Origin of the sequence: Pseudomonas sp. NPDC089428 (assembly GCF_044749325.1) — a bacterium.
In the GTDB taxonomy this organism is placed as follows: Bacteria; Pseudomonadota; Gammaproteobacteria; order Pseudomonadales; family Pseudomonadaceae; genus Aquipseudomonas.
The window spans coordinates 1-19,766 of record NZ_JBIVHT010000024.1; the positions used below are offsets into that span (position 1 = coordinate 1).

The window sequence follows — 19,766 nt, forward strand, 5'->3', positions numbered from 1 at the left end:
TGGGAGCCGCGCTTGCCGGCGATGGGCCGCGAAGCGGCCCCACGATTTCAAGGTTCTTGCATGAATCGCCGGGGCCGCTTCGCGGCCCATCGCCGGCAAGCGCGGCTCCCACAGTGTCCTCAGCTGTTTATCAGGCGGGGATTTTCAGCCCACGCTGCACCGCTGGCCGCTCGAGGAATTTCGCCAGCACCCGCTGCACTTCCTTGAATTGGTCAAAGCCCACCAGCTCGCGCGCGTTGTAGCGCTCCACCAGGTTGCGCACCCAGGGGAAGATGGCGATGTCGGCGATGCTGTACTCATCGACCATCCACTCACGCCCTTTCAGGTGCCGGTCCAGCACCCCCAGCAGGCGCTTCGATTCGTTGACGTAACGGTCACGCGGGCGCTTGTCTTCATATTCCTTGCCAGCAAAGAAATGGAAGAAACCGACCTGGCCAAACATCGGCCCGATGCCGCCCATCTGGAACATCAGCCACTGCAGGGTCTGGTAACGTTGGGCCGGGTCCTGACTCAAAAGCTGCCCGCTTTTCTCCGCCAAGTACTGCAAGATCGCCCCCGACTCGAACAACGGCAGCGGCTGGCCGCCTGGGCCGTTGGGGTCGAGGATCGCCGGGATCTTGTTGTTGGCACTGAGCGAGATGAACTCGGGGCTCAGCTGGTCATCGTTGTCGAAGCTGACCTTGTGTGGCTCATAGGCCAGACCGACCTCCTCCAGCATGATCGACACCTTGACGCCGTTGGGCGTGGGCAGCGAGTACAGTTGCAGGCGCTCGGGGTGCTTTGCGGGCCACTTGTGAGTGATAGGGAATGCGCTCAGATCGGTCATGGTCAACCTTGGCCTTGAAATGGAACCTCTCACTCTAGAGACATCCCGGCTGGCTGACCATCACCCGCCGTTGATCAGCTGGCCTGACCATGCGCCTTGAGCTTGAGCTTTTCGGTGTCCACCCGCACGAACACCGAGTCGGCGCTGACCGTCAGCACGTCGCCGGCCCAGACCTCGCAGATGACCCGGGTCTTGCGCCCGACTTCACCTTCGACGCGCGCCTTGAGCAGCAGCTCCACCCCCATCGGCGTGGGTTTGAGGTAGTTCAGCCCGAGGCTGCCGGTCACGCAGTCGATACGCGGCAGGCTGCCCGCTTCGCGGCCTTCGGCGCGGTAGTGATAGGCCATCGCGGTCCAGTTGGAATGGCAGTCGACCAGCATGGCCAGCAGGCCGCCGTAGACCAGGCCGGGCCAACCGATGAAGGTGCTGTCGGGTGAATGCCGGCACAAAAGGTGGATGCCATCGTCATCCCAGTGGCTTTGCAGGTGCAGGCCGCTGGGGTGCGAGCAGCCGCAGCCGTAGCAGGTGCCATCGGGTGCAGCCAAGGTCTGGAGAGAAAGGTGGTTGTCGGTCATAGGCTGACTCTGCTTGTTGTAAAAGCTTATAAGTGGGGCTAAGCGCCCCCATTAAAGCAGAAAGTCAGGCGAGTGGGTTATTACATCGCCCGAGCGCGGATTCGCCGAGCCCGTTGCCTGAGATCTAACTTAGACGTACTGGCAACTATTAGTTTTGTCAGTTTTTGCCCTTGGCTCACGCGCCTATGATTGCGAGGTGTTTTCCAACATTAAAGGGTGTTCAAATGGCCAATACAGCAGTCAAGGCAGAATCCACTGCACAGCAATTATTCTCTCTAACACTCAAAGATGGCGATGTCATCAAAGCAGACGGCAAGTTCAGGGGGTTAAAAGCAACCAGAAACTTGATCCATGGGGTTGACTTGCCAGACTATGATCTGAACCTGGCAATATCCGTCAAATGGGATTTCGTAACGGGGCAATATGGCACAGGCGATTTCAGTGCGACGCTGTTGGGCACGATCGATGGAAAAGCGATCAGACTCGGCAGTGACGAGGGCACGATCGACGTCACGAGACTAGACAGTAACAATATAAAAGGAAACTACCGTGTTAATTTCAGCTCGGATAACAATACGTGGGTAGCAACGGGTGAATTTGAGTTGCACCATGACTAATGGACTATGGGCGGGCGTGCCGGCCCGGCAAGTTGTTGCTGCCGGCACGCCGCTTCATTTAGTTTCAGGCCATTTGTTCAAGCACCTTGGCGCTCTTTTTCTGGGTCAGTGAAACCAGCAGGATGAATGCGGTCACGCCAGCGGTCATCAGCGTCTCGTAGCGGTAGGCATCGCTCAACAGCATGTAGCCCAGGACCATGACGATGGTGCCGATCACCAGCCACGTCAGCCATGGGAACAACCACATCTTCAGCTCCAGCGGCCGCCCTTCACGTTCGGCGCGGGCGCGCATGCGCAGTTGCGACACGGCAATCACCAGGTACACCAGCAAGGCGATGGCGCCCGTGGTAGACAGCAGGAACCCGAACACCTTGCCCGGCAGCACGTAGTTGACGAAGCAACCGACGAAACCTGCCAGGGTCGAGAGGATTACCGCCACGGTCGGCACGCCAGCACCGGAAATACGCTTGGTCATGCTCAGCGCCTGGCCACGGGCACCCAGCGAATAGAGCATCCGCGACGCCGTGTACAGGCCGGAGTTCATGCAGCTGGTCACAGCTACCAGCACCACCAGGTCGACCAGCAACTTGGCGCCCGGCACATTGAGCACTTCAAGCACGCGCTGGAACGAGCCCACCGCCTTCAGGCCAGGGTCGTTCCAGGCCACCAGTGACACCACCAGGAAGATCGACGCCAGGTAGAAGATCGCGATGCGGTACACCACCAGGTTGGTGGCGCGGCGGATCTTGTCTTTCGGGTTGGCGGTTTCGTCGGCGGCAATGGTGACGATCTCGGCGCCGAAGAACGAGAAGATGGTGATCAACACGCCACCGAGCACGGTGCCAAAGCCGTTGGGCATGAACCCGCCGTGGTCCCACAGGCGGCTGATGCCGGATACCTCGGCCAGCGGCCAGAAGCCAAACACCGCCAGGCTGCAGACCACGATGAAGGCGATGATCGCGATCACCTTGACCAGTGCGAACCAGTACTCGAACGCGCCGAAGTTCTTCACGCTGACCAGGTTGCTGCCCGACAGCACCACCATGATCAGGAAGGCGAACAGCCAGGACGGCACGCCCGGGAAGTAGGCATGCAGGATGTCCGCGCCGGCGATGGCCTCGACCGGGATGATCAGTACCCAGAACCACCAGTACAGCCAGCCGATGGTGAAGCCGGCCCACGGGCCGATGGCCTCGGAGGCGTAGGTCGAGAACGAACCGCTGTTGGGGTTGGCGATGGCCATTTCGCCCAGCATGCGCATCACCAGCAGCACCAGCAGGCCGGTCATGGCGTAGGAGATGAGAATGGCCGGGCCAGCCGTGGCAATGGCGTTGGAAGATCCGATGAACAGGCCGGCACCGATGATGCCGGCAATGGAAATCATGGACACCTGACGCGAAGTCAGGCCGTGCTGCAAGGAACGCTGTTTGTTGTTGTGTAGCGAAGCCATGGAGAACCCTCGAATGGGTCGGCCGGCGTGCGGCTGTGCTGCCGTCGACGGCTGAAAAGTTGGAGCAGAATTCGTGCAGGTCGTATTGCTCGTTGTTGTTGTTTTATGTCGCCGGTGCCGTACTTGCCTCCTCTTCGCCGTACCGGTTGTAATCGTTGTTCGAGGTCAGTATTAATCTATAGGGCGAGGTCAACAAACGACCTTTTCGAAGCACATGATTCCATTACGGAATGAACTTCTTCCTTTTTTGCTCGGTATGCGCCTGCCATGTCCAAACGCCTGATGCCCTCGACCACCGCCCTGCAGTGCTTCGAAGCCGCCGCCCGGCACCTGAGCTTCACCCGTGCGGCACAGGAGCTGCACCTGACCCAGAGCGCCGTCAGCAAGCAGGTCGCGCAGCTCGAGGACATGCTGTCGCATTCGCTGTTCCAGCGTATTCGCCGGCGCCTGCACCTGACCCCGGCTGGCGCGCTGTACCTCACCGAGGTGAACAAGATCCTCACCCAGATCGACATCTCCAGCCGCTACATCCTCAGCTACGGCGACGAGACCGAGGTGCTGCGCATCGCCACCCAGCCGACCTTCGGCGCGCGCTGGCTGGTACCCAGGCTCAAGGGCTTCGGCGACCGCCACCCGCGCATCCACCTGGACATCCGCAACGAGCTGGAACCGTTCGACCTGGTGCAGGCCAAGGCCGATATCGCCTTCTTCTTCGGCCAGGGCACCTGGCCGGGGGCCACCTGCATCGAGCTGTTCAGCGAGGAGGTGGTACCGGTGTGTGCGCCCGAGGTGCTGGCCCGGCACCGTTTCGACAGCGCCCAGGCACTCACCGAACACCGGCTGCTGCAGTGCGCCTCACGGCCGGAGGCCTGGCACGAATGGTTCCTGGGGCTGGGCCTGCATAGCCAGAACAGCTACCACGGGCCGCGCTTCGACACGTTCTACCTGTGCATCCGGGCGGCCATCGCCGGCTGTGGCATCGCCCTGATCCCGCGCTACCTGGTCGCCGAGGAACTGAGCGAAGGCAAGCTGGTGGTGGCCTGGGACCACCCGGTGGCGAGCAATGGCCGGCATTTCATTGCCCATGCCGAACATGCCGCCGAAGTGCCCAAGGTCAAGGCGTTCGTACAGTGGATTCGCGAGCGGGTGGCTGAGGGAGATTGATATGGCCTGTACTGGCCTCTTCGCGGGCAAGGCCCGCTCCCACAGGTACTACACAAGACTTGAATCTTGCGCTGACCCTGTGGGTGCGGGCTTGCCCGCGAAGGGGCCAGTTCATGAATCTGGGGAATGACCGCAATCGAATAATTCGTTTGCGCAATAATACCGCGGCGCGATTGGATATTAAGAAACTCGAACAAGGTCCGCGTGCCCATGAATCTGGAAAGTATCAGTCAATCCATCGCCATCGTTCATCCGATCACACTTTCCCATGGGCGTAATGCCGAAGTCTGGGATACCGACGGCAAACGTTACATCGACTTTGTCGGCGGCATCGGCGTGCTCAACCTGGGCCATTGCAACCCGGCCGTGGTCGAAGCGATCCAGGCCCAGGCCAGCCGCCTCACCCACTACGCGTTCAACGCCGCCCCCCATGGCCCGTACCTGGAATTGATGGAGCGCCTGCGCCAGTTCGTGCCGGTCAGCTACCCGCTGGCCGGCATGCTCACCAACAGTGGCGCGGAAGCGGCGGAAAACGCCCTGAAGGTCGCCCGCGGCGCCACCGGTAAACGCGCCATCATCGCCTTCGACGGAGGCTTCCACGGCCGCACCCTGGCCACCCTGAACCTCAACGGCAAGGTCGCGCCCTACAAGCAACGGGTCGGTGAACTGCCAGGGCCGGTGTACCACCTGCCCTACCCCAGCGCCGATACCGGCGTCACCTGCGAGCAGGCGCTCAAGGCCATGGATCGCCTGTTCAGCGTCGAGCTGGCGGTAGAAGACGTGGCGGCGTTCATCTTCGAGCCGGTGCAAGGCGAAGGTGGGTTCCTTGCCCTCGACCCGGCGTTTGCCCAGGCGCTGCGGCGCTTCTGCGACGAGCGCGGGATCCTGATCATCATCGACGAGATCCAGTCCGGCTTCGGCCGCACCGGCCAACGCTTCGCCTTCCCGCGTCTGGGTATCGAACCAGACCTGCTGTTGCTGGCGAAAAGCATCGCCGGTGGCATGCCACTGGGTGCGGTGGTCGGGCGGCAGGAACTGATGGCAGCGCTGCCCAAAGGCGGCCTGGGCGGCACCTATTCGGGCAACCCGATCGCCTGCGCGGCGGCGCTGGCGAGCCTGGCGCAGATGACCGACGAGAACGTCGCCACCTGGGGTGAGCGACAGGAGCAGGCGATCGTTGGCCGCCATGCCCGCTGGAAGGCCTCGAACCTGAGCCCGTACATCGGCCGCCTGACCGGTACCGGCGCCATGCGCGGCATCGAATTCGTCAATGCCGATGGCAGCCCGGCGCCCGCCCAGTTGGCCAAGGTGATGGAGGCGGCGCGAGCCAAGGGGCTGCTGCTGATGCCCAGCGGCAAGGCGCGGCACATCATTCGCCTGCTGGCACCGCTGACCATCGAGGCCGAGGTGCTCGAGGAAGGGCTGGATATCCTCGAGCAGTGCCTGGCCGAGCTGAACTGAATCGGGGCTTACAGGCCCAGTTCTTCAGGGGTGAGCATGTCGGACTCGAAGGCGATCCAGCCGCCTTCGAGTTCAGCGTGGCCGTTGACGATCGGGCCGTAGTAGGTCAGGCCGTTCTCCAGGGTCACGCAGATGTGCGTGGCGGATTTCTCGGGGGCCGCGAGCGTACCGACGAAATGCACCTTCTTCAGGGTTTCGGTCACCGCCTCCAGGCCAACGCGCATGCCGGGGTTTTCCGAGGCTTCGGTGTCACCGCCACGGTCTTCGGCGCTGATGGTCACGGTGGCGGTGTACGGGTACTTGGTGCTCAAGCGGGGTTACCTCAAAGGGATGTATAGGCGTGAAGGCGCGTAGAGTACGGCAGGTGATCGCTGTTGTCTCTAGCGGCCTCTTCGCGGGCAAGCCCGCTCCCACAGGAATTTCTCATTGCTCACGATGTGCACAATACCTGTGGGAGCGGCGGTTCGGCGCCACGATTCATCCGCGAAAAGGCCAGACCTGCAACAGGTGATCTGAAAGGCCTGATCTGTTAGGGTGCCCGCCGATGCACGCCACACCACACGAGGACACCTGAGTGAGCGCCGAAGAACCCCTGATCGCCGACCTGTTCGAGGTCGACAAACGCCTGACCCTCAAGCCCGTCGTGGATTTCAACAGCTACCTGCGCAACGCCTTCGGCGAAGGCCCGTGCAGCTGTTACCGCTGCGCCGAAGGCAGCGATGAAAGCAGCTACAGCCACGCCCACAATTTCACCTTCGAAGGCCGCCCGTGGCACCGCCGCTTCGCCAGCACCGCCGGCAGCGACGTCGCCCAGGTGCTGAAAAAGGCCTGGCTGTCGTACACCAAGGCCGACCTCAGCCTGATCGGTGCGCTGGACCTCACCACCCTCAAGACCTTCACCGAAACGGCCCTGCACGAGCGCCTGCTGGCCCTGCTGCCGGCCAGCGGCCTGGCCCGCGAAATCGACGGCCAATGGATGCTGCAAGCCCAGGCTGACTGACGGCCCGGCGGTCAGGCAGGATTCCCCCGCTCTGCTACCGTGGGAGAATCCGCATCGCCGCAGGTAGTCCGTCATGGCCCGTACAACGCCCATCGAGCTGTACCGCAATATCGGCATCGTCGCCCACGTGGATGCTGGCAAGACCACGACCACCGAGCGCATCCTGTTCTACACCGGGGTCAACCACAAGATGGGCGAGGTGCACGATGGCGCCGCGACCATGGACTGGATGGCCCAGGAGCAGGAGCGCGGCATCACCATCACCTCGGCGGCGACCACGGCCTTCTGGCAAGGCTCGACCAAGCAGTTCGCCGACAAGTACCGCTTCAACATCATCGACACCCCCGGCCACGTCGACTTCACCATCGAGGTGGAGCGCTCGCTGCGCGTGCTCGATGGCGCGGTGGTGGTGTTCAGCGGCGCCGACGGCGTCGAGCCGCAATCCGAAACGGTCTGGCGCCAGGCCAACAAGTACCACGTGCCGCGGCTGGCTTACATCAACAAGATGGACCGCCAGGGGGCTGACTTCCTGCGGGTGGTCAAGCAGATCGACCAGCGCCTGGGCCACCACCCGGTGCCGATCCAGCTGGCCATCGGCAGCGAGGAGAACTTCATCGGCCAGATCGACCTGGTGAAGATGAAGGCGATCTACTGGAACGACAACGACCAGGGCACCAGCTACCGCGAAGAGGACATTCCCGCCGAACTGCAGGCGTTGGCCGACGAATGGCGCGCGCACATGATCGAGGCCGCCGCCGAAGCCAATGATGAGCTGACCATGAAGTTTCTCGAAGGCGAGGAACTGAGTGTCGATGAAATCAAGGCCGCCCTGCGCCAGCGCACCATCGCCAATGAAATTGTCCCGACCATCCTCGGCTCGTCGTTCAAGAACAAGGGCGTGCCGCTGATGCTCGACGCGGTCATCGACTACCTGCCCGCCCCCTCGGAGATCCCGGCGATCAAGGGCACCGACCCGGACGACGAAGAAAAACACCTGGAACGTCACGCCGACGACAAAGAGCCGTTCTCCGCCCTGGCCTTCAAGATCGCCACCGACCCCTTCGTCGGCACACTGACCTTCGCCCGGGTGTATTCCGGCGTGCTCAGCTCAGGCAACGCCGTGCTCAATTCGGTGAAAGGCAAGAAGGAACGTATCGGCCGCATGGTGCAGATGCACGCCAACCAGCGCGCCGAGATCAAGGACGTATGCGCCGGTGACATCGCCGCGCTGATCGGCATGAAGGATGTCACCACCGGCGATACCCTGTGCGACATCGACAAGCCGATCATCCTCGAACGCATGGACTTCCCCGACCCGGTGATCTCGGTGGCGGTAGAGCCCAAGACCAAGGGCGACCAGGAAAAAATGGGCATCGCCCTGGGCAAGCTGGCCCAGGAAGACCCGTCGTTCCGCGTGCGCACCGACGAAGAAACCGGCCAGACCATCATCTCCGGCATGGGCGAACTGCACCTGGACATCATCGTCGACCGCATGAAACGCGAGTTCAACGTCGACGCCAATATCGGCAAACCGCAGGTGGCCTACCGCGAGAAGATCCGCAACACCTGCGAGATCGAAGGCCGCTTCGTTCGCCAGTCCGGCGGGCGCGGCCAGTATGGCCACTGCTGGATCCGCTTCGCGCCCGGCGATGAGGGCAAGGAAGGCCTGGAGTTCATCAACGAGATCGTCGGCGGCGTGGTGCCGCGCGAGTACATCCCGGCGATCCAGAAAGGCATCGAAGAGCAGATGAAGAACGGCGTGCTGGCAGGTTATCCGCTGATCAACCTGAAAGCGGCAGTATTCGACGGCTCCTACCACGACGTCGACTCCAACGAGATGGCCTACAAGATTGCCGCCTCCATGGCCACCAAGCAGCTGTCGCAAAAAGGCGGCGCGGTGTTGCTGGAGCCGGTGATGAAGGTCGAGGTAGTGACGCCGGAAGAGTATCAGGGCGATATTCTTGGCGACTTGAGCCGGCGCCGGGGCATGATCCAGGATGGCGACGAGACGCCGGCCGGCAAGGTGATCCGCGCCGAGGTGCCGCTGGGCGAGATGTTCGGCTATGCCACCTCGATGCGCTCGATGACCCAGGGGCGGGCGAGCTTTTCGATGGAGTTCACTCGGTATGCCGAGGCACCGGCGAGCATTGCCGATGCCATCGTGAAGAAGAACCGCGGGGAGTAAAGCTCTCTCCTGTGCTGGCCTCATCGCGGCTAAAGCCGCTCCTACAGGGATCGCATAGCCCTTGTAGGAGCGGCTTTAGCCGCGATGAGGCCGGAACAGGCAGCAACCCTCTTCAATGTTGCTCGCCAGCCCGCTTCAGCAGCTTCTTGCAGCGCTCGGAAAGGTGCACCACACGCAAATGCTTGCCCGCCTTGGCATAGCGCTCACGCAAGGTCTTCAGCGCAGCAATCGCTGAGTAATCGACAAAGCTCAAATGCTGGCAATCAAGGGTGACCTTGGCCGGGTCACTGGCCGGGTCGAACTGGTTGAGAAATGGCGCGGTCGAGGCAAAGAACAGTGTGCCATGCACCTGGTAGTGCTTGCCCCCTTCCCCGTCCTCGTGGCTGTCGGCATACAGCTCGCGGGCATGCTGCCAGGCAAAGTTCACCGCCGCGATGACGATACCGAACAACACCGCCATGGCCAGGTCGGTGAACACCGTCACCACCGTGACTGCGATGATCGCCAGCACATCGCTCACCGGCACCTTGTGCAGCACGCGCAGCGAGGCCCAGGCAAAGGTCTGCTGGGCCACCACGAACATCACCCCGACCAGCGCCGCCAGCGGGATGCGCTCGATCAGCGGCGACAGGAACAGCACGAACAGCAGGATCATCACCCCGGCCACCACCCCCGACAGCCGACCACGGCCATTGGAGCTGAGGTTGATCACGGTCTGGCCGATCATCGCGCAGCCGCCCATGCCACCGCACAGGCCGGAGAGCATGTTGGCGGCCCCCAGGGCCACGCATTCGCGGTCCGGGTAGCCGCGGCTCTCGGTGATTTCGTCGGTCAGGTTGAGCGTCAGCAGGGTTTCCAGCAAGCCGACCATGGCCATCAGCACCGCGTAGGGGGCGACGATCTTCAGGGTTTCCAGGTTCCACGGCACCTGCGGCAAGGCCAGCTGCGGCAGGCCACCAGCGATGTGCGCCATGTCACCAAGGGTGCGCGTCGGCAGGTCGAGCAGGTACACCAGCATGCCAACCCCGAGAATCGCCACCAGCGCTGGAGGCACCGCGCGGGTCAACTTCGGCAGCACGTAGACCACCAGCATGGTCAGTGCCACCAGGCCGATCATCAGGTACAGCGGCGAGCCGGCTAGCCAGTGCTCACCGTCCTTGAAGTGCTCGAGCTGAGCCATGGCGATGACGATCGCCAGGCCGTTGACGAAGCCGAGCATCACCGGGTACGGCACCAGGCGCACCAGCTTGCCCAGTCGCAACAGGCCGAACAGGATCATCACCACCCCGCCCAGCAGCACCGTGGCCAGCAGGTATTGCACACCGTGTTGCACCACCAGGGCGACGATCACCACCGCCATCGAACCTGCGGCGCCGGAAATCATCCCCGGACGGCCGCCGAACAACGCCGTGAGGGTGCAGATGATGAAGGCGCCATACAGGCCCATCAATGGGTTGAGATGGGCCACCAGGGCAAAGGCGATGCATTCGGGCACCAAGGCAAACGAAGTGGTCAGGCCGGCGAGCAGGTCGGCGCGTAGTCGGGCGGGTTTCATGGGCATCCTGTGGTGCTGTCCAGGCGGACGGTACGAAAAATCAAGGGGCGCGATGTTACGGAATTTGTCTGGCAGCGGCCACCGCAAGGCGTTTCATCGGCCTGTGGCCATTGCGTGACAAACCTGCAGACAAGCAGCTGTGATCCAGGCCCGGCAAACTCCTGACAAATTTGCCATCATGTTGATTCCACTTGCGGAGAACATGAGCATGCCGCTACGCCCCCTTTTCGCCTCGCTGCTGCTGGCCGCCAGCCTCACCGCCCAGGCCGCCACCGAGGTGGTGCCCCTGCAGCATCGCAGTAGCGCCGAACTGCTGCCCGCCGCCCAGGCCTTCATCGGCCGCGACGGCACCGTCAGCGCCTTCGAGAACAAGCTGATCGTCAACGCCAGCCCCGAACGCATCGACGACCTGCGCACCCTGCTGCAACAGCTGGACACCGCACCCAAGCGCCTGTTGATCAGCGTCGACAACACCGACAGCAACTACCAGGACAACCGTGGCAACGGCCAGGTCATCCGCTACGGCACCAGCAACCGCGACGGCGGCCTGCAGCAGATCCAGGCCAGCGAGGGCCAACCGGCATTGATCCAGGTCGGCCAGAGCATTCCGATCACCAGCACCAGCACCGACGGCTACGGGCGCATCCAGAGCAATACCGAATACCGCAACGTGACCCAGGGTTTCTATGTCACGCCAAGCCTGAGCGGAGATACGGTTCGTCTGCAAATCAGCACCAATAATGACCGAATGAGCCAGGAACGTGCCGATGTAGTGAAAGTGCAAAGTACCGACACGACCATCAGCGGAAGGCTCGGCGAATGGATCACCCTGGCCGGCCACAACCAGCAGAGCCAAGCCGATCGCAACCCGTCAAGCCGTACTTACAGCACGCAACGGGGTGAAAACATGACTTTGCGTGTCAAAGTCGACCTTCTGGACTGATCCCAGGCAAATCAAGGCCTCGACCAAAGGCCTTGAAACTGACCAGCAAGTCGCATTAGACCAAAGATGTAGTAAGCAGAAAAAAGCACTACAAAACATTTGACAGGGTCTTTTTCCCAAGGGCATGATGGCCTCGCTCCCGCTAATCAGGGGCCCTGGCAAGGGCCTTCGAGGCGTACTCCTCCCACCCCTGGAGGCACCTCGTGTCTATACGGCCCACAAGGCGGTTCGACGGGATTGCGACTGCAACGAAGAAGTTGTCCCGAGGGACGGAAGCGCATCACCGCAGTACTGGCAATCGCGTAGCACCGCAGCAAGGCAACCACGAGCCGACCTGCCGGAGCACACTTGCGCCTGGGCTGCACACCCTTCCCCTTCGAGCCTTCGCGTTCGCCGCCGCACTCCCCCGGACAGGACAGCCGCCAGGTCCCTGATCAGCCCCGAGCATCAGCACAATTAACCCAAGATCGATGCGACGAGGTTTATTTCCATGGCACTGACACGCGAACAGCAAATTGCAGCCCTCGAGAAAGACTGGGCCGAGAACCCGCGCTGGAAAGGCGTGACCCGTACCTACACCGCCGCCGATGTCGTTCGCCTGCGTGGCTCCCTGCAGCCTGAGCACACCTTTGCTCGCCAAGGCGCAGAAAAACTGTGGAAGCTGGTCACCCAGGGTGCCCACCCGTCCTTCCGCCCAGAAAAAGATTTCGTCAACTGCATGGGCGCCCTGACCGGCGGCCAGGCGGTGCAGCAGGTAAAAGCCGGCATCCAGGCCATCTACCTGTCGGGCTGGCAGGTGGCCGCTGACAACAACTCGGCCGAGTCGATGTACCCAGACCAGTCGCTGTACCCGGTCGACTCGGTACCGACCGTGGTCAAGCGCATCAACAACGCGTTCCGCCGCGCCGACCAGATCCAGTGGAAAGCCGGCAAGAACCCAGGCGATGACGGCTACATCGATTACTTCGCACCGATCGTGGCCGACGCCGAAGCCGGTTTCGGCGGCGTACTCAACGCCTACGAACTGATGAAGAACATGATCGAAGCGGGCGCTGCCGGCGTGCACTTCGAAGACCAGCTGGCTTCGGTGAAAAAATGCGGCCACATGGGCGGCAAGGTACTGGTACCTACCCAGGAGGCCGTTCAGAAGCTGGTGGCAGCCCGCCTGGCTGCGGACGTTGCCGGCGTGCCGACCATCATCCTGGCCCGCACCGACGCCAACGCCGCCGACTTGCTGACCAGCGACTGCGACCCGTACGACCAGCCGTTCGTGATCGGCGAGCGTACCCGTGAAGGCTTCTACAAGGTGCGCGCCGGCCTCGACCAGGCCATCGCCCGTGGCCTGGCCTACGCCCCGTACGCCGACCTGATCTGGTGCGAGACCGCCAAGCCGGACCTGGACGAAGCCCGCCGCTTCGCCGAAGCGATCAAGAAGGAGTACCCGGACCAGATCCTGTCTTACAACTGCTCGCCTTCCTTCAACTGGAAGAAGAACCTGGACGACGCGACCATCGCCAAATTCCAGCGTGAGCTGTCGGCCATGGGCTACAAGCACCAGTTCATCACCCTGGCCGGTATCCACAACATGTGGCACGGCATGTTCAACCTGGCGCACGACTACGCCCGCAACGACATGACCGCCTACGTGAAGCTGCAGGAGCAGGAATTCGCCGACGCCAGCAAGGGCTACACCTTCGTGGCGCACCAGCAGGAAGTCGGCACCGGCTATTTCGATGACATGACCACCGTGATCCAGGGTGGCGCTTCGTCGGTAACCGCGCTGACCGGTTCGACCGAGGAAGAGCAGTTCCACTGATAGTGGGTTGCTGACTGAGGCCCGGGGCTTGCGAAAGCCCCGGGCCTTTCTTTTTCCTGTACCGGCCCTTTCGCGGGCAAGCCCGCTCCCACAGGATTACTGCAGCCCTCTAACTGTGCACAGTACCTGTGGGAGCGGGCTTGCCCGCGAAAGGGCCGGTACAGGCCGAAGCAGAAACCAGAATCAGGGCTATGCTTGTGGCAGCCCAGCAGCAAGGACCGCCCATGCCCCGTCCAAGCCACCTGATGATGCTCGCCCTGGCCGCCGCTGCCCTCTATATATATGCACTGGCCAGCGACAACGCCCTGCTCGGCCTACTGGCCAAACCCATCCCGGTAATGGCCCTGATCGCCTGGCTGCGCAGCGCCCCCGTCACACCCTATCGCAACTGGATCACCATCGGCCTGGCCTTCTCGGTGCTCGGCGACCTCCTCCTGGCCATCCCTGCCGACCTGTTCGTATTCGGCCTGGCCGCCTTCCTCTGCGCGCACCTGGCCTACCTGCGCGCCTATTGCGGGAAGACGCTGCGCCCCGCCCTGCCCGCACTGCTGTTGAGCGCGATCACCGGCATCACCCTGTTCGGCGTGCTCGCCAGCCACGGCCTTGGCCCACTGCTGGCCCCGGTCGCGGTCTACGCTCTGGCCATCAGCGCCATGCTTTGGCGCTCGCTGGCCTGCGGCGGTGTCGCTGCATTGGGCGCCTGCCTGTTCGTGTTCTCCGACAGCCTGATCGGCATCGACCGCTTTGTCAGCCCGTTCGCTGCCGCGCCCTACCTGATCATCCTCGCTTACTGGCTCGGCCAGTGGGCGATCGCTTCATCGGCGCGCCAGGGCTCAACCGACAAAGTATTGACCCAGAGCGGTGCGCGCGGTGTCGGAAGCTGCTAGAACACGACTATTTCGCATTTGCAAGCAGGGGAAAACTGCAGATGAACTTTACAAGGTGCAGAACAGCCGAATTAGAAGGCATCAGGTCAAATGATATCAATTATCATTACTAGACTTGTAATTCGTTACCAGCCGCAAGAAACATAATTAACTAAAGCGCATGCAATGCCCGAATCTCAAGGCTTTCAGCCAGTTAGCAGCGGGTTTTGTTCTAAATCCTACGAATAAATTTGCAACGGAAATTTTACTTGCACCGGGTTTACCCATAAAATCAGCGCGATTGATTCAGCTGCGACATTTGGTCACTGCACCTGCGACACCACGTCGCCGCTCTACTTATTTCAGACTGCAGAGCTGGGTCTCTGTATAAGGATCTCTAGCATGTCCGATTCGGCAGGACTCATCGCCCACAACTGGGGCTTTGCCATCTTCCTTCTGGGTGTCGTCGGCCTGTGTGCCTTCATGCTCGGTCTCTCCAGCCTGCTCGGTAGCAAGGCATGGGGCCGCGCCAAGAACGAACCCTTCGAATCCGGCATGCTGCCCGTCGGCAGCGCCCGCCTGCGCCTGTCCGCCAAATTCTATCTGGTCGCGATGCTGTTCGTGATCTTCGATATCGAAGCCCTCTTCCTGTATGCATGGTCTGTGTCCGTCCGCGAAAGCGGCTGGACCGGATTCGTCGAAGCACTCGTTTTCATAGCAATTCTGTTGGCTGGTCTTGTCTACCTATGGCGCGTCGGGGCACTTGATTGGGCTCCCGAAGGTCGCCGCAAGCGGCAAGCGAAGCTGAAACAATGAGGCTTTGGCAATGCAATACAATCTCACCAGAATCGATCCGGATGCGCCCAACGAGCAGTACCCGGTAGGTGATCGGGAAACCGTCACCGACCAGCTGCTCGAGGACCAGGTCCACAAGAACATCTTCATGGGCAAGCTTGAAGATGTGATGCGTGGCGCGGTCAATTGGGGTCGCAAGAACTCCCTCTGGCCGTACAACTTCGGCCTGTCCTGCTGCTACGTGGAAATGACCACGGCCTTCACGGCACCCCACGACATCGCCCGCTTCGGCGCCGAAGTCATCCGGGCCTCGCCGCGTCAGGCCGACTTCATGGTCATCGCCGGTACCTGCTTCGTCAAAATGGCGCCGATCATCCAGCGCCTCTACGAGCAGATGCTCGAGCCGAAGTGGGTCATCTCCATGGGTTCGTGCGCCAACTCCGGTGGCATGTACGACATCTACTCGGTCGTTCAGGGGGTCGACAAGTTCCTCCCCGTGGACGTCTATGTGCCTGGCTGCCCGCCGCGCCCTGAGGCTTTCCTGCAAGGCTTGATGCTGCTGCAGGAGTCGATCGGCCAAGAACGACGCCCGCTTTCCTGGGTAGTTGGTGATCAAGGCATCTACCGTGCCGAGATGCCCGCCCAGAAAGACCTGCGTCGCGAACAGCGCATTGCGGTAACCAACCTGCGCAGCCCCGACGAAGTCTGATCCAGCGACCTGCCGCCCGCTCCCGAACGAGCCGGCGGCCTGGCTTCATTCTTAACGCTGACCCAAAGCGACCGAGACCATGACAGCGGACAACGCTATTTTCATTCCGCCCTACAAGGCTGACGACCAGGATGTGGTCGTCGAACTGCACAACCGTTTTGGCGCCGACGCATTCGTCGCCCAGGAAACCCGCACCGGCATGCCCGTGCTGTGGGTCAAGCGCGCCCAGCTCAAGGAAGTGCTCAGCTTCCTGCGCGGCGTCGCCAAGCCGTACAGCATGCTGTACGACCTGCACGGCGTCGACGAGCGCCTGCGCACCCAGCGCCGCGGCCTGCCAGCCGCCGACTTCAGCGTGTTCTACCACTTGCTGTCGATCGAACGTAACAGCGACGTGATGATCAAGGTGTCGCTCAGCGAAGGCGACCTGAACCTGCCGACCGTCACCGGTATCTGGCCCAACGCCAACTGGTACGAGCGCGAAGTCTGGGACATGTTCGGCATCGACTTTGCCGGCCACCCGCACCTGAGCCGCATCATGATGCCGCCGACCTGGGAAGGTCACCCGCTGCGCAAGGACTACCCGGCCCGTGCCACCGAGTTCGACCCCTACAGCCTGACCCTGGCCAAGCAGCAGCTTGAAGAGGAATCGGCGCGCTTCAACCCGGAAGCCTGGGGCATGAAGCGTCAGGGCGCCAACGAGGACTACATGTTCCTCAACCTCGGCCCGAACCACCCTTCGGCCCACGGTGCCTTCCGTATCGTCCTGCAGCTGGACGGTGAAGAGATCGTCGACTGCGTACCGGACATCGGCTACCACCACCGTGGTGCCGAAAAAATGGCCGAGCGCCAGTCCTGGCACAGCTTCATCCCCTACACCGACCGTATCGACTACCTCGGCGGGGTGATGAACAACCTGCCGTACGTGCTCGCGGTCGAGAAGCTGGCCGGCATCCAGGTACCACAAAAGGTCGACGTGATTCGCATCATGCTGGCCGAGTTCTTCCGCATCACCAGCCACCTGCTGTTCCTGGGTACCTACATCCAGGACGTCGGCGCCATGACCCCGGTGTTCTTCACCTTCACCGACCGCCAGCGCGCCTACACCGTGATCGAAGCGATCACCGGTTTCCGCCTGCACCCGGCCTGGTACCGCATCGGTGGCGTCGCCCACGACCTGCCGCGCGGCTGGGACAAGCTGGTCAAGGACTTCGTCGAATGGCTGCCCAAGCGCCTCGACGAGTACACCAAGGCTGCCCTGCAGAACAGCATCCTCAAGGGCCGCACCATCGGCGTTGCCGCGTACAACACCAAGGAAGCCCTGGCCTGGGGTACCACCGGCGCCGGCCTGCGTGCCACCGGTTGCGACTTCGACCTGCGCAAGGCCCGCCCTTACTCCGGCTACGAGAACTTCGAGTTCGAAGTACCGCTGGCCCACAACGGCGATGCCTACGATCGCTGCATGGTCCGTGTCGAAGAGATGCGCCAGAGTATCCGCATCATCGACCAATGCCTGCGCAACATGCCGGAAGGCCCGTACAAGGCGGACCACCCGCTGACCACGCCGCCGCCGAAAGAGCGCACCCTGCAGCACATCGAGACCCTGATCACGCACTTCCTGCAAGTCTCGTGGGGCCCGGTCATGCCGGCCAACGAGTCGTTCCAGATGATCGAGGCGACCAAGGGCATCAACAGTTACTACCTGACGAGCGATGGCGGCACCATGAGCTACCGCACCCGGATCCGTACCCCGAGCTACCCGCACCTGCAGCAGATCCCTTCGGTGATCAAAGGCAGCATGGTCGCCGACCTCATTGCGTACCTGGGCAGTATCGACTTCGTTATGGCTGACGTGGACCGCTAAGCATGAACAGCACGCTTATCCAGACAGACCGTTTCGCCCTGAGCGAAACCGAGCGCTCGGCCATCGAGCACGAAATGCATCACTACGAGGACCCGCGCGCGGCGTCCATCGAAGCCCTGAAGATCGTCCAGAAGGAACGTGGCTGGGTGCCGGACGGCGCCATCCACGCCATCGGCGAAGTCCTGGGCATCCCGGCCAGCGACGTCGAGGGTGTGGCCACCTTCTACAGCCAGATCTTCCGTCAGCCTGTTGGCCGCCACATCATCCGCGTGTGCGACAGCATGGTCTGCTACATCGGCGGCCACGAATCGGTGGTCAGCCAGATCCAGAGCGAGCTGGGCATCGGCCTTGGCCAGACCACCGCCGACGGCCGCTTCACCCTGCTGCCGGTGTGCTGCCTGGGCAACTGCGACAAGGCACCGGCGCTGATGATCGACGACGACACCTTCGGTGACGTGCAGCCGGCTGGCGTTTCCAAACTGCTGGAGGGTTACGTATGACCATTACTTCCTTCGGCCCGGCCAACCGCATCGCGCGTTCGGCCGAAACCCACCCGCTGACCTGGCGCCTGCGTGATGACGGCGAGCCGGTCTGGCTGGCCGAGTACGAGTCGAAGAACGGCTACGCCGCTGCCCGCAAGGCACTGGCGCAGATGTCCGCCGACGACATCGTGCAAAGCGTCAAGGACTCCGGCCTCAAGGGCCGTGGCGGTGCAGGCTTCCCCACTGGCGTGAAGTGGGGCCTGATGCCCAAAGACGAAACCATGAACATCCGCTACTTGCTGTGCAACGCGGACGAAATGGAGCCGAACACCTGGAAGGACCGCATGCTGATGGAGCAACAGCCCCATCTGCTGGTCGAGGGCATGCTGATCAGTGCCCGCGCCCTGAAGGCCTACCGTGGTTACATCTTCCTGCGTGGCGAATACACCACCGCAGCGAAGAACCTCAACCGCGCCATCGATGAAGCCAAGGCCGCCGGCCTCCTGGGCAAGAACATCCTGGGCAGCGGCTTCGACTTCGAGCTGTTCGTGCACACCGGTGCCGGCCGCTACATCTGCGGCGAAGAAACCGCACTGATCAACTCGCTGGAAGGCCGCCGCGCCAACCCGCGCTCCAAGCCGCCCTTCCCTGCCGCCGTTGGCGTATGGGGCAAGCCGACGTGCGTGAACAACGTCGAAACCCTGTGCAACGTGCCCGCCATCGTCGCCAACGGTAACGACTGGTACAAGTCGCTGGCCCGTGAAGGCAGCGAAGACCACGGCACCAAGCTGATGGGCTTCTCCGGCAAGGTAAAGAACCCGGGCCTGTGGGAGCTGCCGTTCGGCGTCACCGCCCGCGAGCTGTTCGAAGACTACGCCGGTGGCATGCGCGACGGCTTCAAGCTCAAGTGCTGGCAGCCAGGCGGCGCCGGTACCGGCTTCCTGCTGCCCGAGCACCTCGATGCGCAGATGTACGCCGGTGGCATCGCCAAGGTCGGCACCCGTATGGGTACCGGCTTGGCCATGGCGGTCGACGACAGCATCAACATGGTGTCGCTGCTGCGCAACATGGAAGAGTTCTTCGCCCGCGAGTCGTGCGGCTGGTGCACCCCATGCCGTGACGGCCTGCCGTGGAGCGTGAAGATGCTGCGCGCACTGGAAAAAGGCCAGGGCCGCGCCGAAGACATCGAGACACTGCTGGGGCTGGTCAACTTCCTCGGCCCAGGCCGTACCTTCTGTGCTCACGCACCGGGTGCCGTCGAGCCATTGGGCAGTGCCATCAAATACTTCCGCTCGGAGTTCGAGGCCGGTGTTGCACCCGCTAACGCGGGTGACACCCTGCGCCCGAACCTTTCCGTCAACCGGAGCGGGCCGATTGTGGTCGGCGCATAACAAGATGAAACGCGGGTGGTCCGTGCCACCCGCCAGCCTGCAGGCCGGCCCGAACGATTCGTGGCGGGCC

Annotated in this window: 18 protein-coding genes; 13 read left to right on the top strand and 5 right to left on the bottom strand. The window is 62.4% G+C overall.

What is annotated here, in order from left to right; translation table 11 throughout:
* Nucleotides 1–130 precede the first annotated feature (130 nt).
* Together ACIPZ5_RS26095 and ACIPZ5_RS26100 are read right to left on the bottom strand one after the other, a co-directional pair.
* On the bottom strand, nt 131–826 hold the full coding sequence (locus ACIPZ5_RS26095; RefSeq protein WP_400811378.1) for a glutathione S-transferase N-terminal domain-containing protein: 696 nt from the start codon (nt 824–826) through the stop codon (nt 131–133).
* Nucleotides 827–900: 74 nt separating this feature from the next.
* On the bottom strand, nt 901–1,401 hold the full coding sequence (locus ACIPZ5_RS26100) for a PaaI family thioesterase (protein ID WP_400811379.1): 501 nt from the start codon (nt 1,399–1,401) through the stop codon (nt 901–903).
* Between the two features lie 224 nt (nt 1,402–1,625).
* Between ACIPZ5_RS26100 and ACIPZ5_RS26105 the strand changes: the two genes are divergently transcribed.
* Nucleotides 1,626–2,018 (top strand): hypothetical protein, encoded by a 393-nt coding sequence (locus ACIPZ5_RS26105; RefSeq protein WP_400811380.1) that lies wholly within the window; start codon nt 1,626–1,628, stop codon nt 2,016–2,018.
* 64 nt (nt 2,019–2,082) lie between these two features.
* On the opposite strand, the gene ACIPZ5_RS26110 is transcribed toward ACIPZ5_RS26105, so the two are convergent.
* Nucleotides 2,083–3,468 carry an amino acid permease gene (locus ACIPZ5_RS26110; protein ID WP_400811382.1) on the bottom strand — a complete coding sequence of 462 codons (1,386 nt, stop codon included), beginning with the start codon at nt 3,466–3,468 and terminating at the stop codon, nt 2,083–2,085.
* Nucleotides 3,469–3,735: 267 nt separating this feature from the next.
* Between ACIPZ5_RS26110 and gcvA the strand changes: the two genes are divergently transcribed.
* Together gcvA and ACIPZ5_RS26120 are read left to right on the top strand one after the other, a co-directional pair.
* The gene (gene gcvA, locus ACIPZ5_RS26115) at nt 3,736–4,632 is read left to right on the top strand and encodes a transcriptional regulator GcvA (RefSeq protein ID WP_343596704.1); all 897 of its coding nucleotides are present in this window, start codon (nt 3,736–3,738) and stop codon (nt 4,630–4,632) included.
* 210 nt (nt 4,633–4,842) lie between these two features.
* The gene (locus ACIPZ5_RS26120) at nt 4,843–6,093 is read left to right on the top strand and encodes an aspartate aminotransferase family protein (RefSeq protein ID WP_343596706.1); all 1,251 of its coding nucleotides are present in this window, start codon (nt 4,843–4,845) and stop codon (nt 6,091–6,093) included.
* A gap of 8 nt (nt 6,094–6,101) precedes the next feature.
* On the opposite strand, the gene ACIPZ5_RS26125 is transcribed toward ACIPZ5_RS26120, so the two are convergent.
* Nucleotides 6,102–6,404 carry a hypothetical protein gene (locus ACIPZ5_RS26125; protein ID WP_085676159.1) on the bottom strand — a complete coding sequence of 101 codons (303 nt, stop codon included), beginning with the start codon at nt 6,402–6,404 and terminating at the stop codon, nt 6,102–6,104.
* Between the two features lie 263 nt (nt 6,405–6,667).
* Here ACIPZ5_RS26125 and ACIPZ5_RS26130 point away from each other — a divergent pair, with 263 nt between their 5' ends.
* Both ACIPZ5_RS26130 and fusA read left to right on the top strand, forming a co-directional pair.
* Nucleotides 6,668–7,093, top strand: coding sequence for a hypothetical protein (locus tag ACIPZ5_RS26130; protein ID WP_343596709.1), 426 nt, complete (start codon nt 6,668–6,670; stop codon nt 7,091–7,093).
* Nucleotides 7,094–7,166: 73 nt separating this feature from the next.
* The gene (gene fusA / locus ACIPZ5_RS26135; RefSeq protein WP_261943425.1) at nt 7,167–9,278 is read left to right on the top strand and encodes an elongation factor G; all 2,112 of its coding nucleotides are present in this window, start codon (nt 7,167–7,169) and stop codon (nt 9,276–9,278) included.
* 112 nt (nt 9,279–9,390) lie between these two features.
* On the opposite strand, the gene ACIPZ5_RS26140 is transcribed toward fusA, so the two are convergent.
* Nucleotides 9,391–10,833: a SulP family inorganic anion transporter gene (locus ACIPZ5_RS26140; protein ID WP_400811384.1), complete on the bottom strand. Its 1,443-nt coding sequence runs from the start codon at nt 10,831–10,833 to the stop codon at nt 9,391–9,393.
* A gap of 178 nt (nt 10,834–11,011) precedes the next feature.
* Between ACIPZ5_RS26140 and ACIPZ5_RS26145 the strand changes: the two genes are divergently transcribed.
* The 8 genes from ACIPZ5_RS26145 (at nt 11,012) to nuoF (ending at nt 19,696) form a co-directional block, all read left to right on the top strand.
* Nucleotides 11,012–11,776 (top strand): secretin N-terminal domain-containing protein, encoded by a 765-nt coding sequence (locus tag ACIPZ5_RS26145; protein ID WP_313712802.1) that lies wholly within the window; start codon nt 11,012–11,014, stop codon nt 11,774–11,776.
* 490 nt (nt 11,777–12,266) lie between these two features.
* Nucleotides 12,267–13,592, top strand: coding sequence for an isocitrate lyase (gene aceA / locus ACIPZ5_RS26150; RefSeq protein ID WP_138221560.1), 1,326 nt, complete (start codon nt 12,267–12,269; stop codon nt 13,590–13,592).
* A 224-nt stretch (nt 13,593–13,816) separates the two neighbouring features.
* Complete coding sequence (locus tag ACIPZ5_RS26155; RefSeq protein ID WP_313712803.1) at nt 13,817–14,479, top strand: lysoplasmalogenase; 663 nt, start codon at nt 13,817–13,819, stop codon at nt 14,477–14,479.
* A gap of 381 nt (nt 14,480–14,860) precedes the next feature.
* Nucleotides 14,861–15,274 (top strand): NADH-quinone oxidoreductase subunit A, encoded by a 414-nt coding sequence (locus ACIPZ5_RS26160; RefSeq protein WP_011534614.1) that lies wholly within the window; start codon nt 14,861–14,863, stop codon nt 15,272–15,274.
* Nucleotides 15,275–15,284: 10 nt separating this feature from the next.
* On the top strand, nt 15,285–15,962 hold the full coding sequence (locus tag ACIPZ5_RS26165; RefSeq protein WP_027920598.1) for an NADH-quinone oxidoreductase subunit B family protein: 678 nt from the start codon (nt 15,285–15,287) through the stop codon (nt 15,960–15,962).
* Nucleotides 15,963–16,041: 79 nt separating this feature from the next.
* Complete coding sequence (gene nuoC, locus ACIPZ5_RS26170; protein ID WP_261943421.1) at nt 16,042–17,823, top strand: NADH-quinone oxidoreductase subunit C/D; 1,782 nt, start codon at nt 16,042–16,044, stop codon at nt 17,821–17,823.
* A 2-nt stretch (nt 17,824–17,825) separates the two neighbouring features.
* Nucleotides 17,826–18,323, top strand: coding sequence for an NADH-quinone oxidoreductase subunit NuoE (gene nuoE / locus ACIPZ5_RS26175; RefSeq protein ID WP_003251433.1), 498 nt, complete (start codon nt 17,826–17,828; stop codon nt 18,321–18,323).
* Nucleotides 18,320–19,696 (top strand): NADH-quinone oxidoreductase subunit NuoF, encoded by a 1,377-nt coding sequence (nuoF, locus tag ACIPZ5_RS26180; protein ID WP_400811387.1) that lies wholly within the window; start codon nt 18,320–18,322, stop codon nt 19,694–19,696. Before nuoE ends, nuoF begins: the two co-directional genes overlap by 4 nt.
* The last annotated feature ends 70 nt before the right edge of the window (nt 19,697–19,766 follow it).